This window comes from Rhizobium sp. WSM1328 (assembly GCF_057653715.1).
Genome location: NZ_CM172788.1, coordinates 83,193 through 103,991 on the forward strand (window position 1 = coordinate 83,193; position 20,799 = coordinate 103,991).

Genomic DNA, 20,799 nt, shown 5'->3' on the forward strand with positions numbered 1-20,799 from the left:
CGCAAGTTTCTGACCGAGGGAATAATCCAGAGGGCAATAGTTTTTCGTATCTGGCGCGGAGCCGGACGCCGTTACCGTCTGGCGCACGTAAGCTTGAGATGAGGAACGGCATGCAAGGCGATGACATCGCAGACCTGATCGGCCGCGTCGCACTCGGCGATCGCAGGGCTTTCGTGGCCCTCTACAATCAGACCGGACCGAAACTTTTCTCGATCTGCCTGCGTATCTTGAAGGATCGCACGGAAGCCGAGGAAGCCCTGCAGGAAGCCTATATCAGCATCTGGCAACGCGCTCGCAGCTTCTCCGTCGCCTCGGGTTCGTCCTCGGCATGGCTGGCTGCAATTGCCCGCAACCGGTCGATCGATGCGCTGCGGGCGCGCAAGCCCGTCGCCGACGAATTGGACACGGTCTATGATCTGGCCGATGCCGGAGCCGACCCGGAAATGCAGACGGTGACCAAGGATGAAGGAAGGCGGATTGACACCTGCATGGAAGAGTTGGAAGCTGATCGTGCGGTCGCCGTGAAACGGGCTTATGTCGAAGGGCTGAGCTATCAGGAACTGGCCGATCAGTTTGGTATTCCGCTGAACACGATGCGGACCTGGCTCAGGCGCAGCCTCTTGAAACTGAGAGAGTGCATGGAACGATGACATCGCCCGATAAAAGCAAGGGAGACCGCTCCCGCGACGAGGTTCTCGCCGGCGAATATGTGCTTGGCGTCCTGTCGTTGCAGGATCGCCGGGTGGTGGAAGAGCGCATGCGCCACGACCGCCCCTTCGCTGCGATCGTCAGCCGCTGGGAAACCAACCTCTCCGCCTTCAACGACGAGTATGAAGGCGTTGCTCCGAACCGGGAAACCTTCAAGCAGATCGAGGCACGGCTGTTCGGCGATGGCCAAAAGCCCCCATCCTTTTCGCAGGGGCTCTGGAATTCCGCCGTTTTCTGGCGCTCGCTGAGCTTCGCCTGCATCGTCGTCGCCGTCAGCGCTGTCATCTTCGCCTCCGGCGTGGTGCCGGAGCCGCAGGGGCCGGCACCACTGGTAGCCTCGCTTTCGGGCCAGAACAGCACCATCAATCTTCTCGCCTCCTATGAGCTGCAGAGCGGCCGGCTGAAGATCGTGCCGGTCGCCGCCGGCAAGCCGGAGGAGAAGTCGCTGGAACTCTGGCTGGTACCGGGCAGCGGCATGACGAGATCGCTCGGCGTCTTCCAGCCGGGCGAGAGCGGTGAACTTGTCATCCCCGCCGATCTGCGCAGCCAGGTCGCCGATGGCGCAACGCTTGCCGTCAGCCTCGAACCCTTCGGCGGTTCGCCGACCGGCCAGGCGACCGGTCCGGTGATCGCAAGCGGTCCCCTGCACCGACCATAACCGTCTCGGCCATAAATCATGTCTCCTCACTGAAACTCTTCGGCGCGGCCCTCCGTAGTTCGAAATGTCCGGACGACGCTCAGGCATAAAGCCCGCGGATGGTGTCCGGTGAGGAGAAAATCATGATCAAGTCCGTATTGCGCGGCGTCGCGCTCGCCACAGCCATGTCCGCCGTCGCCTTTGCCGCCGCCAAGAATCCAGTGGTCGGCGGCGCTGCGATGTTCGATAGCAAGAACATCATCGAGAACGCCGTGAATTCCAAAGATCACACGACGCTGGTCGCAGCCGTCAAGGCGGCAGGCCTGGTCGGCACGCTCGAAGGCAAGGGCCCCTTCACCGTCTTTGCGCCGACCAACGAAGCTTTTGCCGCGCTGCCGAAGGGCACCGTCGATACGCTGCTGAAGCCGGAAAACAAGGCGACGCTGACCAAGGTTCTGACCTGCCACGTCGTTGCCGCCGATGCGATGGCCAAGACCGTTGCCAAGATGATCAAGGATGACGGCGGCGAGCACGACATCAAGACCGTCGGCGGCTGCGTGCTGAAAGCCAAGGAAAACATGGGCAAGATCACCCTGACCGATGAAAACGGCGGTGTCTCCCATGTGACGATCGCCGACGTCAAACAGTCGAACGGCGTCATCCATGTCGTCGACAAGGTGCTGCTGCCGAAGATGTAAGCCCGCTCGTATCGCCAGACGCATTGGGGCGCTCCTAGAGCCATTCCAGGAAAAGCGCAGAGCGGTTTTCCGTCCGGAATTGCGCAAAAACAAAAGGTTAGAGCGGTTCTGCGCTTCCATAAAAAGCTGAACGCTCTAAGGGCCCCCCAAACACAAATTGATGAGGTGGCTAGCGCATAACCCCGAAAATCGGAATCGATTTTCGGAAAGGATTACGCGCAGATTCAAAATGATAGAGCGTCCCTAGTGCGTCTGAAAAGGCGCGCGGCGCTCTATTGGGCCGCTTCAGCTCTCGGGAAGACGAGGGAGACACTCATGCCGGTGTCAGGGGATGAGCTGACTTCAACCTCGGCGCGGGCATTCTGTTTCAGTGACTGTACGATCATCGCGCTCAGCTTTCCCGGCTGCGGCCAGGTCACATCCTGGGGAAGACCGACCCCGTTATCAGCAACGGTGATCCTGCAGCCGGTTTCGCTGACGACACAGCGGAGTGTGATTTCGCCGCCATCACGCCCCACGAAGGCATGCTTCAGCGTATTGGTGAGGAGTTCGTTGATGACGAGGCCGGCCGGCATGGCGACATCGACCGAAACCGGCCAGGTATCGACCTTCATGTCCAGCCGGATCCCTTCCACGGCATGGGCCGCCATCACCGAGGCGGCAATCTGGCTGACATAGGTGCCAAGATCGACAGTGGCGCCTTTCTCTTCGTCTGACAGCGAGCGATAGAGCAGGGCCAAGGCTTCAATCCGCCCGGCAAGCCGTGCAAATCTTTCGCTTTCCTCATTCTGTTGAGCATTGCGCGCCTCCATTCGGATGAGCGCCGTGATCATCTGGAGATTGTTCTTCACGCGATGCTGTAGTTCCCGCAGAAGGACATCTTTCTCCGTCAGCAGTTCGCTGAAGCTCTCGGCGGCTGTCGCCTCACTGCGGGCAGCAAAGGCCACCAATCGGAAAAGCGGCGTGTCATCATCGTCGACGATCGTATTCGACCAGACATCGATAATGACGGTGCTCTCGGGTTCGGCCACCAGCGAGAAGGCACCAATATATTCCTCAGCAGAGGTCACAGCTGCCGTGAGCGGCACCTCTCCGGAGACGGCGGTGGAATTCAATTCAATGTCCGGCCAGGGTTTCCCCTGGACCTCGGTTGCCCCAAGCGCCGTCAGCCGTTCGAATTCGAGGTTGACGTAAATCAGCGGCTCGTTCCCACCGAGTTCGGAGACAGCCACCGCGAATGGCACATGATCGAGAAAGTGTCGAAACCGGTCATCGTCAAGGGCTTCGGCAAGGTGGGGCAAGTTGCCGACGCCTTCGGGCGAAATCGGCTGGTCTTTGCTATCGGTCATCAAATATTACTCTTGGACGCGGCTTTTCCCGCACAGCAGGAGAACTAGGGTTGCTTTAAAAACTGCTGGGACGCAAGCGTTGATCGGCGGCGCGTCCATCGATTTCCGGCCACAGGGTGATTTAAGCCCGGTCATAGGTAAATGACGTCAGCAGGGTCGTGACGAAATTGCTCGCCCTTTCCTTGACCAGCACTTCCGTCCATTCATCAGTCCCGCGCAGCCGCAAATCCGTGTAAATACTGTCGACGGCCGCTTCTTCGATACGCTTGATATGCGTCTTGAACGAAGCCTCGCCGCCGCCGTGATACATGTCTCTGATCACCATGCGCAGAATTTCCTGAATGGCGATCTGCCAGGCCGTATTGATCGACTGAAGTTCCTGCGGAGTCTCTGCCATTGATGCTTCCTTGATGCGAGTGAATATCAGCACGCTTTGGGTCGTGTGCAGCGCGCGATCTGTAAGCCCGTCATTTCAGACGCGTTTTAAGTCTCGAGCCTTGGCGATCGGGTTGTGATCTCAGCGGGCCCTGGCGCGTTTTGCAATGAGGGCAGAGGTTGCCGACACCCGGTCACTCTGTTCCCTGGCAAGCCGGGCCTCCCGAAGCCGCAACGTCTTTGCCTGTTGCGACTGGGCGTCGGATTCGAGCTCTTCGGCCGCCTGGTTCTTCGCGAAGAACTGGGTCTGGACGTTGCCGAAGGCAATCTCCGCCCGCTGTCGAGATTTGCTGTATGTCTCTGTCATGTTGGCTCCGATACGGGTGGGCTCGACGCGCGAGCGAAAACAAAAAAGGCCAGGCAAATCGCCTGGCCTTGGATTGATAACGTGCTTCCGGCAGTGCCAGTACATCCGTGGTCAAAGGGAAGCAGATACCGATTTAAGCGTTCTGGAGATTGCAAGCGGACATCTTGCCCGACTTGTTGTCGCGCTCGAGGTCGAAGCCGATCTTCTGGCCTTCGACGAGTTCGCGCATTCCGGCGCGCTCGACGGCGGAGATGTGAACGAAGGCGTCGTCGCCGCCATTATCAGGCTGAATGAAGCCGAAGCCTTTGGTGGAATTGAACCATTTAACTGTGCCAGTGGCCATGATGATGAACCCTTTCATAGCAATATTGAAGAACCGCAACGCCAAGGCGATGCGGATGGTGATAGCGATTTTTGAAAGGAAGTTCGTTCAGAGCGCGGTGCCAATCGCGCGATAACCAAGCCAGCAAGCAAAATTCGATGCTCGCTATCTAGCTCATCAAAGCTGCTTCGTCAACCTTTAGTTTTCAACTGTAAGCAGATTCAACTGTTGGATGTCGCTGAGGCCTTTACACCAGACAAGTCGCCGCGTCCGGCGCGCGTATGCCCTCTACTTCCAGCGGGCGATACCGACGGTTTCGGCGATCGCCTGGCGCAGTTCGTCCAGTCCATCGCCCTTTTCCGAGGAGGTGGACAGCACGCCGGGATAGGCGGCCGGGCGCTTGCGGATCTTTTCTGCCGTTTCGGCAAGCAGCTTCGGCACGCCAGCCGCCTTGATCTTGTCGGTCTTGGTCAGCACGATCTGGTAGGAGACGGCGGCCTTGTCGAGCAGATCGAGCACGTCGTCGTCGTTCTTCTTGATGCCGTGGCGGCTGTCGATCAGCACATAGACGCGCTTCAGCGTCGCGCGGCCGCGCAGGTAATCGAAGACGAGCTTGGTCCATTTGTCGACCTGCTCTTTCGGCGCCTGCGCATAACCATAGCCCGGCATGTCGACGATCGCCGTCGGCGGCAGGTCTTGGCCTTCGCCGGAATAACCGTCCGGAACGAAATAGTTCAGTTCCTGCGTGCGTCCCGGCGTGTTCGAGGTGCGCGCCAGGCCCTTCTGACCGACCAGCGCATTGATCAGCGAGGATTTGCCGACATTCGAGCGACCGGCAAAGGCCACTTCCAACGGCCCTTCCGGCGGCAGGAAGTTCAGGGACGGTACGCCGCGGATGAAGATCCACGGGTGGCCGAAGAGCGGCTTTTCGGTTTCGGGCATGCGGGCTCTGCAATCTCTGGGTTGGGTCTTTTACCGGGCTTCGTGGTTTTGCAGGCGGATGTCAAGCTTCGAGGCCGTTTGCAGGCTATGGCTTTGCCTCCTTCTTCCGCTGCCGCAAAAGAAAAGCCCCGCCGGAGCGGGGCTTGGCAGGCATCATTTCGACGGTGCCGTTTTTCGTCGGAACAGACCCTTCAGATTGTCGAAGAGTTCGACCTTGACGCCGTGGCGCTTCATGATCACCGACTGCTGCGCCACCGAGAGCGTGTTGTTCCAGGCCCAGTAGATGACCAGGCCGGCCGGGAAGCTTGCCAGCATGAACATGAACACCAGCGGCATCCAAGTGAAGATCATCGCCTGCGTCGGATCGGGCGGCGTCGGGTTCATGCGCATCTGCAGGAACATCGTGACGCCCATGATCAGCGGCCAGACGCCGAGATGCAGAATGGTCGGCGCCTCGAAGGGCAGCAGGCCGAACAGATTGACGATCGTCGTCGGATCGGGCGCCGAAAGGTCCTTGATCCAGCCGAAGAACGGCGCATGCCGCATCTCGATGGTGATGTAGATCACCTTATAGAGCGAGAAGAAGATCGGGATCTGCAGCGCCACCGGCCAGCAGCCGGCGATCGGATTGATCTTCTCTTCCTTGTAGAGCTGCATCGTCGCTTGCTGCAGCCCCATGCGGTCGTCTGCGAATTTCGCCTTCAGTTCCTCCATCTTCGGCTGCATGCGCTTCATGTTCGCCATCGAAGCGTACTGCTTGCTGGCGAGCGGGAAGAACAGGAGCTTGACGACGATGGTGGTGCACAGGATCGCCACGCCGAAATTGCCGAAGTAGCGGAAGAAGAAGTCCATCAGCTTGAACATCGGCTTGGTGATGAAATAAAACCAGCCCCAGTCGATCAGCCGGTCGAACTTCGGGATCGAGTAGCTGGCCTCATAACCGTCGATGACGGGCACTTCCTTGGCGCCGGCGAAGACGAGGTTCTTCAGCTCGATCGATTGGCCAGGCGCAACGGTGAAGGCATCTTCCTTGTAGTCGGCCTGATAGCGCGGCTGACCGTCGGCAAAATGCGAGAAGCTTGCCTCATAGGGAGCGCTCTGCGGTGGAACGATCGTCGCGGCCCAGTATTTGTCGGTGATGCCGAGCCAGCCACCGGTGGATTTGGCCGGCTTGACGGCTTCCTTTTCGGCGGCGGTATATTTGGTTTCGACGAGGCCGTCGTCGCCGATGACGCCGATGAAGCCTTCATGCAGCACGTAGACCGAGGGCGTCGTCGGCTTGTTGTAACGCGTGACACGGCCGTAAGAATTGAGCGAGGCGGGAGCCTGGCCGGCATTCTCGATCTTGTCGGCGACGGTGAACATGTAGCGTTCGTCGACGGAGATGGTGCGGGTGAAGGTCAGACCCTTGTCATTGGTGTAGGAAAGCGTCACCGGCGTCTTTTCGGTGAGCTTGGCGCCCTCCGGAGCCGTCCAGAGCGTCGAGGGACCGGGAACGCTGCCTGTCGCGTCACTACCGATATAGCCGAGCTCGGTGAAGTAACCGTCCTTGGTTTCGGCCGGGCTGAACAGCGTGATGATCGGGCTCGAGTCGTCGACGGTCTCGTGGTAGCCCTTGAGCTTCAGGTCGTCGAGGCGGGCGCCGGCAAGATTGATCGAGCCGGAGAGGGCAGCAGTGTCGATGACGACGCGCGGGCTCTTTGCCAGCGCCTGCTCGAGCGTCGCCGTTGCGGCCGCCTGGCTGGTAGGTGCCGCACCGCTCGGCTGGGCCGGCGTCTGACCGCCTGCTGCCGGCTGCTGCACCTGCTCGGTCTGCTGCTGCGCCTTCTGGGCTTCCTGCACCTTGCGCTGGGCCTCGATGCGTGGATTCATATAGAGAAATTGCCAGCCGAGGACGATCAGCACCGAGAGAGCGATCGCAATGAAGTAATTGCGGTTGTTTTCCATCATACGTTCCTGGGGCGTCCGTCTCCGGAGCGCCGGTGTTTCGGCCTGGTTTCCACGCGGGATTTCAGTTCCGCGGCCAATTCCTGGAAGGACGCGTCTAGCACGTCCCTGCGCGCGACAACCACATAGTCGTGTCCGGGCTGCATTGCAAACCCCGCATGAAGCCGCACCGCCTCTTTCAGGCGGCGGCGCATGCGGTTCCGTTCGACCGCGTTGCCATGTTTTTTGGTGACTGTAAAACCGACGCGTGCCTGGCTGTCGGGTTCCTTCCGGTCGAGGACTTCGAGAAGGAAGAGGCCGCCCCGGCGTTTTTCGCCCTCGCGCGCGGCAAGAAACTGCGGGCGGCTCTTCAGCCGCCCGACAGTGTGTTTTTTCTCACTGATCGTCAATTCGCCCGCCATCTCTTACCGGGCAGCCCGGCTTACGCCGACAGACGATTGCGGCCCTGCGCGCGGCGGGCTGCGATGACCTTGCGGCCACCCTTCGTGGACATGCGCGCACGGAAACCGTGGCGACGCTTGCGAACAAGCTTGGATGGTTGGTAGGTACGCTTCATTTATTTTAAACACCGCGGAGTGCGGCCCTTCTTGAATTTGCATAATGCAAGGAGCGTTGTTTTTCGAACGGGCGGGCCATGAAAGGCTTAAGTGACCGAACGTGCGCGGGCTTATAAGGATGAAGCCTGTAAAAGTCAATTATGCCGGATAATTTCGCTCTGCGCTGCCGGCCCCTAAAGTAATTTCGCACTCTGGTGTTAAGAAATGAGGCATGCCCCGAGTGGTTGTAGTTTTCGTCGTGGCAGATCGATTGCCCCTGTTTTCAGGCGCTTAGGTCGGACAACCGTATTCGGCATGGATCATTTCCGAAGCCACAATCGTAAATATTAGAAATCGAACTTTAATAAATTTCGCCGATATTCAACGCATCGACTGGGAATTTGCTTTCCAGGCAGTAGCGTAGCTAGGAGGCATTGCATTGAAGATCCGGGGCAAAATTAATCTGCTGGTTTGCGTGATGGGCGCGGTGGCGCTTTTGATCGGCGCAACGGCGTTGTCCGCCATGCACGAATACAGTCGCAACCTGACGGCTTACGAGCATGCCGCAGCCCGTGCCTATGCGGGCGAACGCCTCAACCGTTTCGTCACGGCGGTGGTCATGGAAGCGCGCGGCATCTATGCCGCCAAAACGATCAAGGATACGCCGAACTTCGCCAAGGGCCTGATGGCCGATCTCGACGAGATCGACAAGGTCATCTCGGGCTGGGCGCCGCTCGTTCCCGAGAGCCAGAAGGCCGACTTTGCCAAGCTCGTCGCCCGCGCCGCGGAATTCCGCACCTTCCGCACGGAAACGGTCCGTCTCGGCACGGAAGTCGGCCCCGAAGCCGCTGGCCAACAGGGCAACAATGACGCCAACCGCGCCAACCGCAAGGCGTTCCAGGCGGAAATCGATGCGGTCGTCGCCACCGACAAGGCAGCGCTGGAGACCGTCAACGCCGAGATCGAGAGCTTCCGCTCCTGGGTGCTGATGCTTGTACTCAGCATCACCGGCATCGGCATCGCGGTCGGCGTCGGCATGGGCTTCTATATCGGCACCAGCCATCTCAGCCGCCCGATCAAGCGCGTCACCCATGCGATCAAGGAAGTTGCCGACGGCAATTTCGACGCCGAGGTCCCCTTTGCCGGCCGTCCGGATGAAATCGGCGAGATGGCCGCAGCGGTTGCGGTCTTCAAGGCGAACGGCCTGGCCATCAAGCGCCTGAACGCCCAGGAGGCGGCGATGCGCGCCAAGAGCGACGACCTGCAGTCGAGCATGTCTGTCGTCGTGGCAGCGGCAGCAGCCGGCGATTTCGGCCACCGCATCAGCAAGGATTACGAGGACGATAACCTCAATCAGTTCGCCGGCAACATCAACATGCTGCTATCGAGCGTCGATGCCGGCATCGGTGAGACCCGCCGCGTCATCGCAAGCCTTGCCGAAGGCGACCTCACCCAGACGATGAGCGGCAACTTCCAGGGCGCCTTCGCCGAGCTGCAGCAGAACGTCAACAATACCTTCGTTACCCTGCAGGCGACGATGCGCGAAGTGCGCGAGACGACGGAGGCGATGAACGGCAACACCGCCGAGCTGCGCAATGCCAGCGACGACCTGTCGAAGCGCACCGAGCAGCAGGCAGCCGCCCTCGAAGAGACCTCGGCGGCACTCGACGAGATCACCGCCGTCGTCCAGAATTCCACCGAGCGGGCGCATGAAGCCACCATCATGGTATCCGAAGCCAAGGAGAATGCCGGCCGCTCCGGCGTCGTCGTTCGCAATGCCGTCGAGGCCATGGGCCGGATCGAGCAGGCCTCGCGCGAAATCAGCCAGATCATCAACGTCATCGATGAGATCGCCTTCCAGACCAACTTGCTGGCGCTGAATGCCGGTGTCGAGGCGGCACGCGCCGGCGATGCCGGAAAGGGTTTTGCGGTGGTGGCGCAGGAAGTGCGCGAACTCGCCCAGCGTTCGGCGACGGCTGCCAAGGACATCAAGGCGCTGATCACCAAATCCGGCAACGAGGTGCAGGTCGGCGTCAAGCTGGTCCAGGCGACTGGCGAGGCGCTGGCCGAAATCGGCACCCGCGTTATCGCCATCAATGACCATATCCATTCGATCGCGACGGCTGCGACCGAACAGTCGACCGGCCTCAAGGAAGTCAATACCGCCGTCAACCAGATGGACCAGGTGACACAGCAGAACGCTGCGATGGTGGAAGAGACCTCCGCCGCCACGCACAGGCTTTCGGCCGAAGCCGGTGGCCTGGTGCGCCTCATTGCCCGCTTCAAACTGTCGGATGATGCGCCGGCACCCGCGGCGCTCGTCCGCAACGAGCCGCATCGGCCGGTCGCCTCGCCCGCCCGCCGCGCAATCGCCAAGGTCGCACGCGCCTTCGGCGGCAATGCCGCCGCAGCCGAACAGAGCTGGGAAGAGTTCTGATCTTTCCTGATCACGTGCCTTCAAACGCCGCCTCCGGGCGGCGTTTTCTTGTGGCGACATGACGCTGCTCGCAAAGATTTGAAAGCGGAGCATCTTGGTCTAATATAGAGCTCAACGGTAAGGGCGGCCTGGGTGCTGCCGATCGGGCGAGACCAGAATGCCGATTCAAGATCAGGGCGATAATCCTTCGGCGGAAAGCCCGGCCGCCGGCGAGGCTGCAAGGGCGCCGTGCCCGTCTGCCGGCCTGTTCGGCGGCCTTTCCGGCAAGCTGCTCTGGCTCACCGTCTTCTTCATCATGCTCGCCGAAATCCTGATCTTCTTTCCCTCGGTCGCCAGCATGCGCGTGCGCTGGCTGCAGGACAGGCTGAATACGGCCGCTGCCGCCGCCATCGTCATCGATGGCCTGCAGCCGGTCGAGCTGCCGCGCGCGCTGCAGAAAGAGACGCTGGAGGCGACCGGCACCAAGGCGATCGTACTGCGCAAGGACGGCACCTCGCGGCTGCTGGCGACGACCGATATGCCGACCTCCGTCGATGAGGCCTACGATCTGACCGACGTGCCGCCGGTAACGGCAATCCGCGATGCGCTCGACACGCTGGTTTTCGGCGGCGGCAGGATGATCCGCGTCTATGGTCCCGTCGGCGACACCAATACCGGCGTCGAGGTGGTGATGAAGGACAGGCCGCTGCGTAGGGCGATGTTCGTCTATTCCCGCAATGTCCTGTTGCTGTCGGTGCTGATCTCGTTGTTCACGGCGACGCTGATCTTCTTTGCGATTAACCGCATCCTCATCGGCCCGATCCGCCGGCTGACCGGCAGCATGCAGCAATTCTCCTCCGATCCCGACAACCCGGCCCATATCTATATCGGCGACGGCGGCCGCGACGAACTGGCGGTCGCCGGCCGCAACCTCACCTCGATGCAGATGGAGCTGCAAAAGACGCTGAAGCAGCAGAAGAACCTGGCAGCGCTCGGCCTCGCCGTTTCCAAGATCAATCACGACATGCGCAATATCCTGGCGTCTGCGCAGCTGATGTCGGACCGGCTGGTCGATGTCGATGACCCGATGGTGAAAAGCTTCGCCCCGAAGCTCTTGCGCACCATCGACCGCGCCGTCGGCTACACCACCGAGGTGCTGTCCTACGGCAAGGCGAGCGAATCCGCACCGCGCCGCCGCCATATCCGCCTGTTGGAACTGACCCAGGACGTCAAGGACATGCTGGCGATCGATCCGCAAAGCGGCATCGAATTCGCCGAGCAGATCGGCGCCGAGCTTGAGGTTGATGCCGATGGCGAACAGCTTTTCCGCGTCATCCACAATCTCTGCCGCAACGCGCTGCAGGCGCTGACCTCGCCGGGCGAGGGCGGCCCGGGCTCCGTCAGGCGCATCACCGTTTCCGCCCAGCGTGTCGGCAGCGTCGTCAGCATCACCGTGGATGATACCGGTCCCGGCATGCCGCTGAAGGCGCGCCAGAACCTCTTTGCCGCCTTCCGCGGCTCGGCCCGCTCCGGCGGCACCGGCCTCGGCCTCACCATCGCCCGCGAGCTGGTGCTCGCCCATGGCGGCACGATCGCGCTGGTGGAAAAACCGACGGTCGGCACGCAGTTCCGCATCGAGATCCCCGATCGCCCGGTTTCGCTGGAGGATTACCGCAGCCGGGCGCACATTGAAAAGTGACGGGGTTTCGCAAGGTGCGGCTGCTGGCAGACAAAGACGCGATTTTTTCAGAAATGCTCTTGCATTGTCCCGAAGGACGTTTTAGAGGATCGCCACGCAAGCGGCTCCGCCGCATTTTGCACGCACCCGTAGCTCAGCTGGATAGAGCACCAGACTACGAATCTGGGGGTCAGGAGTTCGAATCTCTTCGGGTGCGCCATTTCTCTTTTCATCGAAAGTCTGCCACGACCTGTTGAACCGCGGGAAGAAATTTGCCGTTCCAGGTGCTTTGCCGACGCTATCCTTCGTTCGGGCGATCAGGTGGAAGTTTCATTAGCAACAGAGCGAGCAGCGCTGCTCGATTGATTGATTTGGGTTTTTGGCTTTGCAGTAATTTGCCTAAGGATATCTTCAACCCCGCGGAAAATGCCTAAACACCGCTATCGCAGGTGTTTCGGAAAACGATATTACATATAGAATTATTCTAAAGCTAACCGGCAATAAGCTGGTTTGCGAAAAATCTATTCGTAATGGCGAGGATCTCAAGCATAGCGCAACCTTTGCGTCTCTCGCGCATATTGAATTTCGTAGGACATTGGGACAAAGTGCCCGCCGCATAACGAATTCGCGACTTTATTATTGCAGTGCGTGCATTTCACTTTTCATGTGAATACCCGGGTACGTGGTGACGTAAAGGCAAAATGGCTTTTGTTCTAAACACCTTTGGCAGGTTGCAGCTCGTTGACGGGGAGGGGAGCCTCGTCGCCTTTCCCGAGAAAGGTTTGCTGCTTCTCGTCTATTTGTTGACGACCGGTGAAGGTTCGGCGGATCGAACGACCTTGGCGCGTTTTCTGTGGGGCGATGCCGATAGGGACGTTGCGCTTTCGACGTTGCGTAAGCTGATTTCGAGAGTGAAGGCCCGTCAAGCCGAACTCGGAATAAACATTCTCTCATCCCAGGGCAACATGGTCTCTCTCGACCGAAAGTCCTTGTCTTCCGACCTCCTGCTATCCGAGACCGACGAAGCGGTCGCGTCGTTCTCTCTGCTTAAACATCTTGTGAAGCTGCTGAACCAACCCTTTCTGGGGCCGGTTCACTGCCACAGCCGCGAGTTTCAACAGTGGCTTGCCGAGCGCGAAAAATGCCATATCGACCTTCTCGCAAATACATTGAAAACGGTATCGCGACGAGCGCAGTCGAGAGCGGAATCAGAACTCCTGCGAAAGGCCGCCATTATCCTGTTTCGGACGGAACCGAAGGATCCGGATACGCTGCAGTTGCTGATAGAGATATTCAAGGCGGAGGAAGAGGTTGAATCGCTTCGGACCTATTTCGAACAGCGGCGTAATTCGATTTCGCGAGGGATCGCGGTACGCGGCGCATCCGACGGCGCTGACACAAAACCCGTTCGCCCGGCGTTAGTGCCGTCAAGGGAAAAACACGTAACCGCTGCTTCCCTTGAGCCCGAGGACGTCAGCATTGCAATTCCTCGCCTGGTGCTGCTTCCACCCAGAAATCAATCCATTCATCCCCAAGCCGGTTTTTTAGCTGCGTCTTTGGTGGAGGATATCACGATTGGATTTTGCGCCTTCAACAGCCTGCAGGTCATAGCCCCATATTCGGCGGTGCAAATTGGCCACCACATGGAGACCCAGAAGGCCTTCTTTGAACGACATCACGTCAATTACATTCTCGACACTCGGATCAGCAATGCGGGCGATGACGTCACCCTGTTCGCCCAACTGATCTTTTTTGACCAGAATCAAATTGTCTGGGCAGAGAGGTTCAGCCTTGATCATCGGGATCTTGTCAAAGACAGGAGGACTGTCTCTCGACGGATTGCTCTTTCCATATCCAGCGAAATCGAGCGCCATGAGGCGTTGCGCGAGGATTTGAACCCGGCTGCCTACCATCGATATCTCGTTGGCAGGCGGCATCTGGCGCGGCTGACACTTCCGAATCTACGGCGTGCGCGCAAGGAGATGAAAGCCGCGCTCAGCCTCAGCCCCGATTTCGCACCGGCGCTGAGTTCAATGGCGCGGACTTACTCCAAGGAATGGTTGTTGACCGCGCGGGGTGATATCGATCTGTTGAAAACGGCAGAGATCTTGGCAAAGCAGGCCACCGAAACGCGTCCAGATTTTGCCGATGGATATCGCGAGTTCGGCGTGGCGAAATTGTTGCAGGGTGCATTTGACGAAAGCGCCGAGGCAATGGAAGTGGCGGAGAGCCTTGCCCCGCACTATGCGGATGTTATTGCCGACTACGCCGACACTTTGGTTCATTGTTCGCTCCCTGCCATCGCCTTGCGAAAGATCGAGCGGGCAATCGAGCTGAACCCGCTCAGCCCCGACACCTATTTCTGGACCGCTGCCGGCGCAAATTATGCCCTTGGCGAATTCGAAGCTTCGCTGGATTACATTGGGCAGATGGCCGATGCCAGTTTGGCCGACAGGCTAGCGGCCGCAAGCTGGGCCATGTTGGGCCACCAGGACAAGGCGCGGATCTTCGTCAGGAGGTTTCGCGAAGTCAATCCGGACTTCGACGTGGACAAATGGCTGTCTGCGGTTCCGAGTAAGGAGCAATGGCATAAGGATCTTTACCGAGAAGGCCTGAAGAAAGCTGGATTTTAAACACCAATCATTAGAAGAGGGAAAAAGCATGGCTAGAGTTGTTGTTATTAGTGTTGAAGGCGACGATGATCTCTGGGTCGCTGATCTGGACGCCGGCACGGTGGTGCCTCTTCCGTCTCCCAAGTCGGGCGGGCTGAAAGCGGTAACCGACCTTCGAGCAACCGGGGCAATCGTGACAAAGGGCGTCAATCTGGCCGTGGTGGTCAAGTCTGCGGACGCGGCATTGTCGGGCCATTATGATGGCTGATCGCGCATAATCTCTGCATCATCACGCTGGATGGCGGGCCGAGATGATCGCTCGCCTTCCAGCGCCAGATAGGCGCCGCACGGGTCGTGGCCTCATTCCTTAATCGGGATTCCGGCTTCGATCGCAGCGTCGATGAACGCCTGCCGCGCCTCTTCCCGGTTTCGTTTGCCCGACATCACATCGGCGCAAACCGCACAGGCTCTATCCAGGGCAGGACCCTCTTCGGTCGGCCAGTCTTCGACCAGCGCCCATGTCGCGGCTTGGGTCGTCTGGATCACCACCCACTGATCCGGCCCTTCAAGGGCAAGCGTCACCGGCTTCTTCCAAATGGTTTGCATGATCTCAGCACCTCCGCTGCGTGCTCTCTATAGGCTGCTCACATAGCGCGGTTCATCCAGCGTGGCGAGGTGAGCGGGTGAACGAGATAGTTTCTCCAGCAGCGAGGACATCGTCGCCCGCCTTATAGGACCCATGTCTTGCCCGGAAACTCATGGCCGCCCCCACGACAGTCTCTGTGTGAGCCCTCGAAGCAATGAAACCCGCAGTCGAATATAACCGCGCATTTGCATGCGACGCCTAGAACTCCTGAACGAATTCACACGCCAGCAATGTCTTTCCTGGCAAGGCGTTGCCTTGGCGGGCAACGATGGAGACCTTTCCAGGCCCGGCCATTCCGGGTTCCGGCTGCAGATCTGCCGGCAGCTCGCGCGAATAGCCCTTGGTGGATGTGCCCAGTAGATCCGAGGTCTCCGGCTTCAAACCGTATTTTACGGCCAGATCGTCGGCGCGTTCGCCCTCGACCAAGACGCCAACAGCGTTGTTAGCAAAGAAAATCTCGGTCGATTTAAAGCCGTCGCGGCCTATCTGGTTCGGGAGTTTGTAGATCGCCGCGCCCAAGGATGACGTGTCCGGCTTGGCCAAAGCTTCCACGACATCATAGACCTTCATTGCCGATGTCATCGTATAGGGTGGTTTGCAAAGGGCTGCGTCAAAGAATTTGTCATTGGCCGAATCGGCCAGAACCTGCCCGGCCTGAAATGCCGCAAAAGCGACGCATGCGGAGACGGCAGCGTGGCGAATGAATTTGGCGTTGTGCATGGAATATTTTCCCGAGAGAGTGGCTGTCGCGGATTGGCGCGTTGCGAGTTTCGAATGCCTAGGGGATTCGAAGTAATTATGCTACCCCAAGTTTAATCTCTCAGCTCCACTCTTCTCTTCCGTCTGGCCGTGCTGATGGGTAGGATGAGTGGCATCGGGCGCGGAGACGGAGATATCGTCGAGCCCTTCCGAAGGCAGGAAAGTCATGATCGCAGCCTATATTGATGAAATCATCATGTTTTGCGCCGGCCTGTGGATGACATCAGTCGGCTTTGGTTATCTGCCATATCCAGGCAAGCCGGCCAGCCGGCCACCGTTGATTCGCCATTTCAAGTGGATGGGTCCCTTGCTGCTCGCGATCGCAGTGGTTCTGGCGGCTGCCTCATAAGCTGCGTGCTCAGGCTGGGGTGAAGCAATGACCGATATGTTGGCCTGCCCGTCCTGCGGATTGGACAAAACAGAATCGATCGTCCACCGCGGTTCCTACATTCTCCGATGCGCCGCCTGCGGCGAAGCGATTGTCGCCACATCATTCATGGCGATGCGCGACTCGGATCACCTGTGTTCGGCCTTTATCGATCCGGGTCCCGGAAAACCTCCTCCGCCAGAGATGCTCGTCGCGCGTGGACCGCTCCGGCAGATCGCAACGGCAATTAGCGCTGCGGCGAATGATGGAACTCTGATACGTCTGATTTCTGAAGTGAAAGATTGAAGCCCGCCTTTACACAGCTGGCGCCCTCATGGGCGTAACCGGACGAGAATCTTCGCCCCGGGAACTCTCAACTGTTCCGCCAGCGGCGCCTTCCGGCTGCCGGCCGCGAGCTGATTGGCTGACGAAGAGGATGGGTAGTACCGACACTGTGATAATCGTTTTGCGCGAAACTGCTTCAGGTTTTCAAGATGGAGATCGGGAGATCAACGATAAGCACTTCTCGTCGGCCGCTCCAGTCTCACCAAGGCAGCGAAGGGAAAAACTATTGAGCGGTCGGGTGGTCTCTCAAATAGTCTTCCCTTTCTTCCTTCCCGACCAAAGATGAGTAATAGCCGCTGCAAACCAGATATGAGCACTCATCCGGGTTGCCCGTTTGCCATCCCGGCTGGCAGAGTACGACGTGATGGAATTTGGCGTTGCAAAGTCCGTGGTTTGCTAGGAGCCGCGGATCGTTTCCGAAATACGCGCTTATGGCTTTCTCGCGAGTCCAGGCAGGAACGACTTTCCAATCAGCGTCGCCGCCCTCTTCGCTCACGTTGGCGAGCGCACAGAACGACCAATTGGATATGACAATCGGCTGATCGCAGGAAAAAGCCTGGACGGCGCTTCCCAGCACGATCGAAATCAATGCCAACAATCGCCGGACGCAAACGGCCACGCTCTTCTCCCCCATACAGCTTATTCGCATCGCGCTTCTACCCCCGAGATTCATTGCAGGGATCCTATCAGAAGGGACTGGATAATAGAAGATCATAACTAAGAATATTTTCCTAGTTCACGGATCGTTCTTGCGCTAGGTTTGCCGCAATTGCAACCACGGACTGTTAGATGTTGAGCAAATTTTTTCTCCGAGGTCAGGTGATGGTGTGGACGAGCTTTGGCCGTCACGCGCGGCATGAACGGAGTTCCCGCAACAGGCTCCGGAGGGCGGGCGGATACCGATCGACAACACGGGCGAGGGGCTGATGGCGGAATTCAACCCTCGCGACAAAAGCCGAACCAGTCAAGGAAAGACGCGGGCGATGGTGCGCAGGCATACCGCTCCGCCGAGCGGCATGGATGACGGCAGTCTTCGCTGGCAATGGTTCACCATTCAGTTGCTGGAATCTGCGGCCTTCACGACATTGAGTGCGAATGCCTGCCGCGCCTTCTTCCGCATCGTCATCGAGCACACGTCGCACGCCGCCTTGGAAAACGGCAAGCTTGTCGTGACCCATCCTCAGTTCGTGTCTTACGGCGTGACCGGCGAATATGTGGCCGATGCGATCGATGAGCTCGAATATAAGGGGCTGATAAAAGTTCGCCGCGGCCGGGCGGGCAGCGGTGTCGCGCATCCCAACCGGTTCACGCTGACTTTTGTCGGTGACCATGAAGGTGCGCCGCCCACCGACGAGTGGAAGCGATGCACGGCGGAAAGGTGCCGGAAATGGTCCGAGACCGACCGCAAGATTGCCGCCGACAAACGCGGACGCGTCGGCAGGAAGAAAAAAACCCCACTTCGGAATCCCGAAATCCCCCCGCTTCGGGATTCCGAAATTCGCCGCGCTTCGTGAGCTGCGCAGGTGAAGAAACAGGCAATGATTTCAATGCCGCAACCAATTTCGGGATTCCGAAGTGCTATATAGATCTTGGTGGGGCTGTCCCTAACGAAGGCACTTTGCCACGATCAGGAACTCCGTCTCCCGCCCCCCGATCTTCCCAGCCGAAGTCGTGCGAAGCAGAAGGCCGAAAGCTTCATAGAGCCAATAAAGTGGGGGAATTCGGTCCTTGAGCGCGTGCACCTGTGTCGACACATATTCGCCGACGAAGACGACATCCATGCCGAGGTCCTTCAATGTCCCGGCAATCTCCGAATGGGATGCCTCTGCGGCGTGCTCGACGCGGAATGGGGCGTAGCCCGGCTTTCCGGCGTTTTTCTGCCTGAGAACGTAGCGATAAAACAAGACGTGGGTCCACCAGGGCGTCAGATCGGTGAAGATCCCCTTGGCTGAGTTCAGGATCGGACCCTTGACGAACACCAGACCACCGGGAGACAGGGTGTCATGGGCTCTCAACAAGGCAGAGCGCGGGCTTTCCAAATGCTCGAGAACGTCCCAGAAGACGCAGGCGTCGAAGTGACGATCTCCATAGTCGATGGTTTGAGCATCGCCGAGGATCCGCTCGGCCGCGTCCCTGTTCTTCTCCAGCTGCTCCTTGGAGATATCAACGACGGTATATCTCGCACCTTTCAAGGGGATATGCGTGCGGGAGCCGCCTCCAACCTCAAGGATATCTGTGTTGCTGTTGCCGGAAAACGCAGATTGTGCGTGCGACAGCGCGTCGTTTACCCACGGCGAAGCCATAATCCTTCCCTCCTGAAAGATTAACGTCTACGACTATAAGTAAGCATTAATATACTATTTTAGAAATATTTTAAACATCTCTGGGACGGGCGGCGCCGTCCGGCCGGAATTGAGGCAAGCCGTCAGCCTAGTTTCGCGCAACCTTCCTGATGTATCCGCAGGTTTGATGATCTTTGAGGCGCTTCAGCCGGAGGAATGCATGACGGTGGGAATTTTTCGGGCTCTGGCTGCCCTGGCGATGATGACGGCCCTTGGCGGCTGCATCGACCATGCCAATGATCCCGTACTCCTGGCGGTCGGCGTGCCGGTCAATCCGCCTGTTGTTGCGCACGGCATTTGCATGACCGACGGCAACGCCATGTATGACGAGGCAAGGAAGCAGTATCAGCTGCGCGCCCAACTGACCGGATATGCCGGGGCCGATGAGCTGGAGGCCGAAACGATAGCGCGCGCCGCCGCCCATCGCCAATATGTCGCCTGCCTCTCCGGCCAGGGCTACCGGACATTATACGCGAATTGAGAACAGAGAATTCAGCTTTCCTCACCAGCGCCGTTTGAGCCCTCTTCCTGATCGCGACTTTTCACGTTTTTCGGCGATTTAGTCACGCCGGATCGCCTGCAATCACGAGTTTTGGAAGCTGCAGGCAACGGCGGAACTCCGCACGCGGGAAAGGCATTCTCTCGAGATAAATCCAGTAAGGAGGGTTTATCATGAAAATGCTCAGACTTGCCCCTTCCACCGTCGCGCTTAGCGCCCTTCTCGCCCTCACATCGATCATCCCCGCGCAGGCGGCGCCCGCCCAGGCGGTTCGGCCGCCTGCTGTCTCGGGCGTGAAAATGGTGCAATATAAACCACATCCCGGGTCCTGGCATGGCTATCAAGGTTTCCGCACCGAGCGCCCCGGCACCCGCCGCCATTCCGATGGCTACTGGTATCCGCTTGCTGCTTTCGGCGTCGAGGCCGGCACCACAGGCTCCATCGTCCGCCCGCCGGTGAACAGGCCGGCAGCTCCGGAAATGTGCAACCCTACGTTTTCTGGATCGATCGGTCCCGGTAGCATGCCTTGCGATAACGGCTATTGAGCCGGCAAATGAAAAAGGCGGCGATGAGCCGCCTTTTTCTCGATCGGGCCGCCGCTCACATGTCCGTGACCTCTGCTTTCGCACCGTAGTATGTGACAGATCGCCTTCCTAACTCCGGGGCGTAAATTCCCCGAATCCTCCCAAGGAGACGATGATGACCACGACTTTCAAGAACGGCCTGATGGCCGCTGCCTTCGGCACAATTCTCGGCCTCTCGGCCTTCTCGGCAACGGCAGCTCCCCTTCAGTCGAGCGCGACGGAGCAGGGTGCGACGACGCGTCCGGTTGCCCAACAGGAAACCAAGGTTGAGCACGACAGGCGCACCACCGGTTCGATCGGCGAGCGCGCCTCGGAAACCACGGGCTCGACACATTATATGATGAACCCGAAGAAGCCGCTCAACCAGGATTGCAAGCTCGGCTTCAACCCGACGAGCAGCTCTAGCTGCAACTACTGACAAGGCGCTTCGGCGTTTTCGCGATCGTGAGCGGCCCGCAATGGGCTGAAGGGGCGGCCTCAGGGTCGCCCTTTCGCATGCGGGGTGACTGGTTGCGCTGGGTCCATTGTCGCCCGTTTGGAAAATGTTGCATCGAATGCAAAAATGCAATAAGTACAGAATCATGCAAACTGGTGACAGTGGGTGTTGCGAAAAGCCGCAGCCAAGAGCGATTGACGCGTCTGCCTTGGAATTGCCATGCTCGCCGCGATG

25 protein-coding genes and 1 tRNA gene are annotated in these 20,799 nt (G+C 59.0%); 14 read left to right on the forward strand and 12 right to left on the reverse strand.

Features of this window, described 5'->3' with window-relative positions:
• Positions 1–110 precede the first annotated feature (110 nt).
• The 3 genes from AC2444_RS00435 (at position 111) to AC2444_RS00445 (ending at position 2,043) form a co-directional block, all read left to right on the forward strand.
• On the forward strand, positions 111–650 hold the full coding sequence (locus tag AC2444_RS00435; RefSeq protein ID WP_012755827.1) for a sigma-70 family RNA polymerase sigma factor: 540 nt from the start codon (positions 111–113) through the stop codon (positions 648–650).
• The gene (locus AC2444_RS00440; RefSeq protein WP_012755828.1) at positions 647–1,366 is read left to right on the forward strand and encodes an anti-sigma factor; all 720 of its coding nucleotides are present in this window, start codon (positions 647–649) and stop codon (positions 1,364–1,366) included. The genes AC2444_RS00435 and AC2444_RS00440 overlap by 4 nt, the downstream gene beginning before the upstream one ends.
• A 122-nt stretch (positions 1,367–1,488) precedes the next feature.
• Complete coding sequence (locus tag AC2444_RS00445) at positions 1,489–2,043, forward strand: fasciclin domain-containing protein (protein WP_012755829.1); 555 nt, start codon at positions 1,489–1,491, stop codon at positions 2,041–2,043.
• A 272-nt stretch (positions 2,044–2,315) separates the two neighbouring features.
• Here the strand turns inward: AC2444_RS00445 and AC2444_RS00450 are convergent, their stop codons facing one another.
• The 8 genes from AC2444_RS00450 to rpmH all read right to left on the reverse strand — a co-directional run bounded on the left by AC2444_RS00450 (position 2,316) and on the right by rpmH (position 7,901).
• On the reverse strand, positions 2,316–3,392 hold the full coding sequence (locus AC2444_RS00450) for a sensor histidine kinase (protein ID WP_012755830.1): 1,077 nt from the start codon (positions 3,390–3,392) through the stop codon (positions 2,316–2,318).
• 121 nt (positions 3,393–3,513) lie between these two features.
• Entirely contained in the window at positions 3,514–3,789 is a 276-nt protein-coding gene (locus tag AC2444_RS00455) for a hypothetical protein (protein WP_003556110.1), read from the reverse strand.
• A gap of 120 nt (positions 3,790–3,909) precedes the next feature.
• Complete coding sequence (locus AC2444_RS00460; RefSeq protein WP_003556111.1) at positions 3,910–4,134, reverse strand: hypothetical protein; 225 nt, start codon at positions 4,132–4,134, stop codon at positions 3,910–3,912.
• Positions 4,135–4,267: 133 nt separating this feature from the next.
• Positions 4,268–4,477 (reverse strand): cold-shock protein, encoded by a 210-nt coding sequence (locus tag AC2444_RS00465; RefSeq protein ID WP_003545000.1) that lies wholly within the window; start codon positions 4,475–4,477, stop codon positions 4,268–4,270.
• A 267-nt stretch (positions 4,478–4,744) separates the two neighbouring features.
• Positions 4,745–5,398 carry a ribosome biogenesis GTP-binding protein YihA/YsxC gene (gene yihA / locus AC2444_RS00470; protein ID WP_012755831.1) on the reverse strand — a complete coding sequence of 218 codons (654 nt, stop codon included), beginning with the start codon at positions 5,396–5,398 and terminating at the stop codon, positions 4,745–4,747.
• A 153-nt stretch (positions 5,399–5,551) separates the two neighbouring features.
• Positions 5,552–7,345, reverse strand: coding sequence for a membrane protein insertase YidC (gene yidC, locus AC2444_RS00475; RefSeq protein WP_012755832.1), 1,794 nt, complete (start codon positions 7,343–7,345; stop codon positions 5,552–5,554).
• Positions 7,345–7,746: a ribonuclease P protein component gene (gene rnpA / locus AC2444_RS00480; RefSeq protein ID WP_003545005.1), complete on the reverse strand. Its 402-nt coding sequence runs from the start codon at positions 7,744–7,746 to the stop codon at positions 7,345–7,347. Before rnpA ends, yidC begins: the two co-directional genes overlap by 1 nt.
• 20 nt (positions 7,747–7,766) lie before the next feature.
• Complete coding sequence (gene rpmH, locus AC2444_RS00485; RefSeq protein WP_003545006.1) at positions 7,767–7,901, reverse strand: 50S ribosomal protein L34; 135 nt, start codon at positions 7,899–7,901, stop codon at positions 7,767–7,769.
• A gap of 419 nt (positions 7,902–8,320) precedes the next feature.
• Between rpmH and AC2444_RS00490 the strand changes: the two genes are divergently transcribed.
• The 5 genes from AC2444_RS00490 to AC2444_RS00510 all read left to right on the forward strand — a co-directional run bounded on the left by AC2444_RS00490 (position 8,321) and on the right by AC2444_RS00510 (position 14,855).
• Positions 8,321–10,318 (forward strand): methyl-accepting chemotaxis protein, encoded by a 1,998-nt coding sequence (locus AC2444_RS00490; protein ID WP_012755833.1) that lies wholly within the window; start codon positions 8,321–8,323, stop codon positions 10,316–10,318.
• Positions 10,319–10,475: 157 nt separating this feature from the next.
• Entirely contained in the window at positions 10,476–11,996 is a 1,521-nt protein-coding gene (locus tag AC2444_RS00495; protein WP_012755834.1) for an ATP-binding protein, read from the forward strand.
• Between the two features lie 122 nt (positions 11,997–12,118).
• Positions 12,119–12,195, forward strand: a tRNA-Arg gene (locus AC2444_RS00500).
• Positions 12,196–12,676: 481 nt separating this feature from the next.
• Entirely contained in the window at positions 12,677–14,608 is a 1,932-nt protein-coding gene (locus AC2444_RS00505; protein WP_012755835.1) for a membrane protein, read from the forward strand.
• A 28-nt stretch (positions 14,609–14,636) separates the two neighbouring features.
• Positions 14,637–14,855, forward strand: coding sequence for a hypothetical protein (locus AC2444_RS00510; protein WP_012755836.1), 219 nt, complete (start codon positions 14,637–14,639; stop codon positions 14,853–14,855).
• A 92-nt stretch (positions 14,856–14,947) separates the two neighbouring features.
• On the opposite strand, the gene AC2444_RS00515 is transcribed toward AC2444_RS00510, so the two are convergent.
• Together AC2444_RS00515 and AC2444_RS00520 are read right to left on the reverse strand one after the other, a co-directional pair.
• Positions 14,948–15,193: a DUF982 domain-containing protein gene (locus tag AC2444_RS00515; RefSeq protein WP_012755837.1), complete on the reverse strand. Its 246-nt coding sequence runs from the start codon at positions 15,191–15,193 to the stop codon at positions 14,948–14,950.
• A gap of 238 nt (positions 15,194–15,431) precedes the next feature.
• A complete protein-coding gene (locus tag AC2444_RS00520; protein WP_012755838.1) occupies positions 15,432–15,953 on the reverse strand; it encodes a hypothetical protein in 522 nt (173 codons plus the stop codon).
• A 205-nt stretch (positions 15,954–16,158) separates the two neighbouring features.
• Here AC2444_RS00520 and AC2444_RS00525 point away from each other — a divergent pair, with 205 nt between their 5' ends.
• Both AC2444_RS00525 and AC2444_RS00530 read left to right on the forward strand, forming a co-directional pair.
• Complete coding sequence (locus AC2444_RS00525; RefSeq protein WP_012755839.1) at positions 16,159–16,341, forward strand: hypothetical protein; 183 nt, start codon at positions 16,159–16,161, stop codon at positions 16,339–16,341.
• A gap of 27 nt (positions 16,342–16,368) precedes the next feature.
• Entirely contained in the window at positions 16,369–16,665 is a 297-nt protein-coding gene (locus AC2444_RS00530) for a hypothetical protein (RefSeq protein WP_017995902.1), read from the forward strand.
• A gap of 262 nt (positions 16,666–16,927) precedes the next feature.
• Here the strand turns inward: AC2444_RS00530 and AC2444_RS00535 are convergent, their stop codons facing one another.
• The gene (locus AC2444_RS00535) at positions 16,928–17,419 is read right to left on the reverse strand and encodes a hypothetical protein (RefSeq protein ID WP_017995903.1); all 492 of its coding nucleotides are present in this window, start codon (positions 17,417–17,419) and stop codon (positions 16,928–16,930) included.
• A gap of 211 nt (positions 17,420–17,630) precedes the next feature.
• On the opposite strand from AC2444_RS00535, the gene AC2444_RS00540 reads away from it, so the two are divergent.
• Entirely contained in the window at positions 17,631–18,218 is a 588-nt protein-coding gene (locus tag AC2444_RS00540; RefSeq protein ID WP_012755842.1) for a hypothetical protein, read from the forward strand.
• Positions 18,219–18,308: 90 nt separating this feature from the next.
• Here AC2444_RS00540 and AC2444_RS00545 read toward each other — a convergent pair whose 3' ends face one another.
• Positions 18,309–19,007 (reverse strand): class I SAM-dependent methyltransferase, encoded by a 699-nt coding sequence (locus AC2444_RS00545; RefSeq protein WP_012755843.1) that lies wholly within the window; start codon positions 19,005–19,007, stop codon positions 18,309–18,311.
• Positions 19,008–19,206: 199 nt separating this feature from the next.
• On the opposite strand from AC2444_RS00545, the gene AC2444_RS00550 reads away from it, so the two are divergent.
• From AC2444_RS00550 to AC2444_RS00560, 3 genes are all read left to right on the forward strand, one after another.
• Positions 19,207–19,527 carry a hypothetical protein gene (locus AC2444_RS00550; RefSeq protein WP_012755844.1) on the forward strand — a complete coding sequence of 107 codons (321 nt, stop codon included), beginning with the start codon at positions 19,207–19,209 and terminating at the stop codon, positions 19,525–19,527.
• 191 nt (positions 19,528–19,718) lie between these two features.
• Positions 19,719–20,090: a hypothetical protein gene (locus AC2444_RS00555; protein ID WP_012755845.1), complete on the forward strand. Its 372-nt coding sequence runs from the start codon at positions 19,719–19,721 to the stop codon at positions 20,088–20,090.
• A gap of 154 nt (positions 20,091–20,244) precedes the next feature.
• Positions 20,245–20,547, forward strand: a complete 303-nt coding sequence (locus AC2444_RS00560) for a hypothetical protein (RefSeq protein WP_012755846.1) — start codon at positions 20,245–20,247, stop codon at positions 20,545–20,547.
• Positions 20,548–20,799: the final 252 nt, after the last annotated feature.

Coding starts and splice junctions, on each gene's coding strand:
- AC2444_RS00535 (WP_017995903.1), bottom strand. CDS start 17,419: ATGATCTTCTATTATCCAGTCCCTTCTGATAGGATCCCTGCAATGAAT.
- AC2444_RS00455 (WP_003556110.1), bottom strand. CDS start 3,789: ATGGCAGAGACTCCGCAGGAACTTCAGTCGATCAATACGGCCTGGCAG.
- AC2444_RS00545 (WP_012755843.1), bottom strand. CDS start 19,007: ATGGCTTCGCCGTGGGTAAACGACGCGCTGTCGCACGCACAATCTGCG.
- AC2444_RS00450 (WP_012755830.1), bottom strand. CDS start 3,392: ATGACCGATAGCAAAGACCAGCCGATTTCGCCCGAAGGCGTCGGCAAC.
- AC2444_RS00510 (WP_012755836.1), top strand. CDS start 14,637: ATGGCTAGAGTTGTTGTTATTAGTGTTGAAGGCGACGATGATCTCTGG.
- AC2444_RS00515 (WP_012755837.1), bottom strand. CDS start 15,193: ATGCAAACCATTTGGAAGAAGCCGGTGACGCTTGCCCTTGAAGGGCCG.
- AC2444_RS00550 (WP_012755844.1), top strand. CDS start 19,207: ATGACGGTGGGAATTTTTCGGGCTCTGGCTGCCCTGGCGATGATGACG.
- AC2444_RS00440 (WP_012755828.1), top strand. CDS start 647: ATGACATCGCCCGATAAAAGCAAGGGAGACCGCTCCCGCGACGAGGTT.
- AC2444_RS00505 (WP_012755835.1), top strand. CDS start 12,677: ATGGCTTTTGTTCTAAACACCTTTGGCAGGTTGCAGCTCGTTGACGGG.
- AC2444_RS00460 (WP_003556111.1), bottom strand. CDS start 4,134: ATGACAGAGACATACAGCAAATCTCGACAGCGGGCGGAGATTGCCTTC.
- AC2444_RS00530 (WP_017995902.1), top strand. CDS start 16,369: ATGACCGATATGTTGGCCTGCCCGTCCTGCGGATTGGACAAAACAGAA.
- AC2444_RS00555 (WP_012755845.1), top strand. CDS start 19,719: ATGAAAATGCTCAGACTTGCCCCTTCCACCGTCGCGCTTAGCGCCCTT.
- AC2444_RS00520 (WP_012755838.1), bottom strand. CDS start 15,953: ATGCACAACGCCAAATTCATTCGCCACGCTGCCGTCTCCGCATGCGTC.
- AC2444_RS00560 (WP_012755846.1), top strand. CDS start 20,245: ATGACCACGACTTTCAAGAACGGCCTGATGGCCGCTGCCTTCGGCACA.
- AC2444_RS00465 (WP_003545000.1), bottom strand. CDS start 4,477: ATGGCCACTGGCACAGTTAAATGGTTCAATTCCACCAAAGGCTTCGGC.
- rpmH (WP_003545006.1), bottom strand. CDS start 7,901: ATGAAGCGTACCTACCAACCATCCAAGCTTGTTCGCAAGCGTCGCCAC.
- AC2444_RS00445 (WP_012755829.1), top strand. CDS start 1,489: ATGATCAAGTCCGTATTGCGCGGCGTCGCGCTCGCCACAGCCATGTCC.
- AC2444_RS00435 (WP_012755827.1), top strand. CDS start 111: ATGCAAGGCGATGACATCGCAGACCTGATCGGCCGCGTCGCACTCGGC.
- AC2444_RS00540 (WP_012755842.1), top strand. CDS start 17,631: ATGGCGGAATTCAACCCTCGCGACAAAAGCCGAACCAGTCAAGGAAAG.
- yidC (WP_012755832.1), bottom strand. CDS start 7,345: ATGGAAAACAACCGCAATTACTTCATTGCGATCGCTCTCTCGGTGCTG.
- rnpA (WP_003545005.1), bottom strand. CDS start 7,746: ATGGCGGGCGAATTGACGATCAGTGAGAAAAAACACACTGTCGGGCGG.
- AC2444_RS00495 (WP_012755834.1), top strand. CDS start 10,476: ATGCCGATTCAAGATCAGGGCGATAATCCTTCGGCGGAAAGCCCGGCC.
- yihA (WP_012755831.1), bottom strand. CDS start 5,398: ATGCCCGAAACCGAAAAGCCGCTCTTCGGCCACCCGTGGATCTTCATC.
- AC2444_RS00525 (WP_012755839.1), top strand. CDS start 16,159: ATGATCGCAGCCTATATTGATGAAATCATCATGTTTTGCGCCGGCCTG.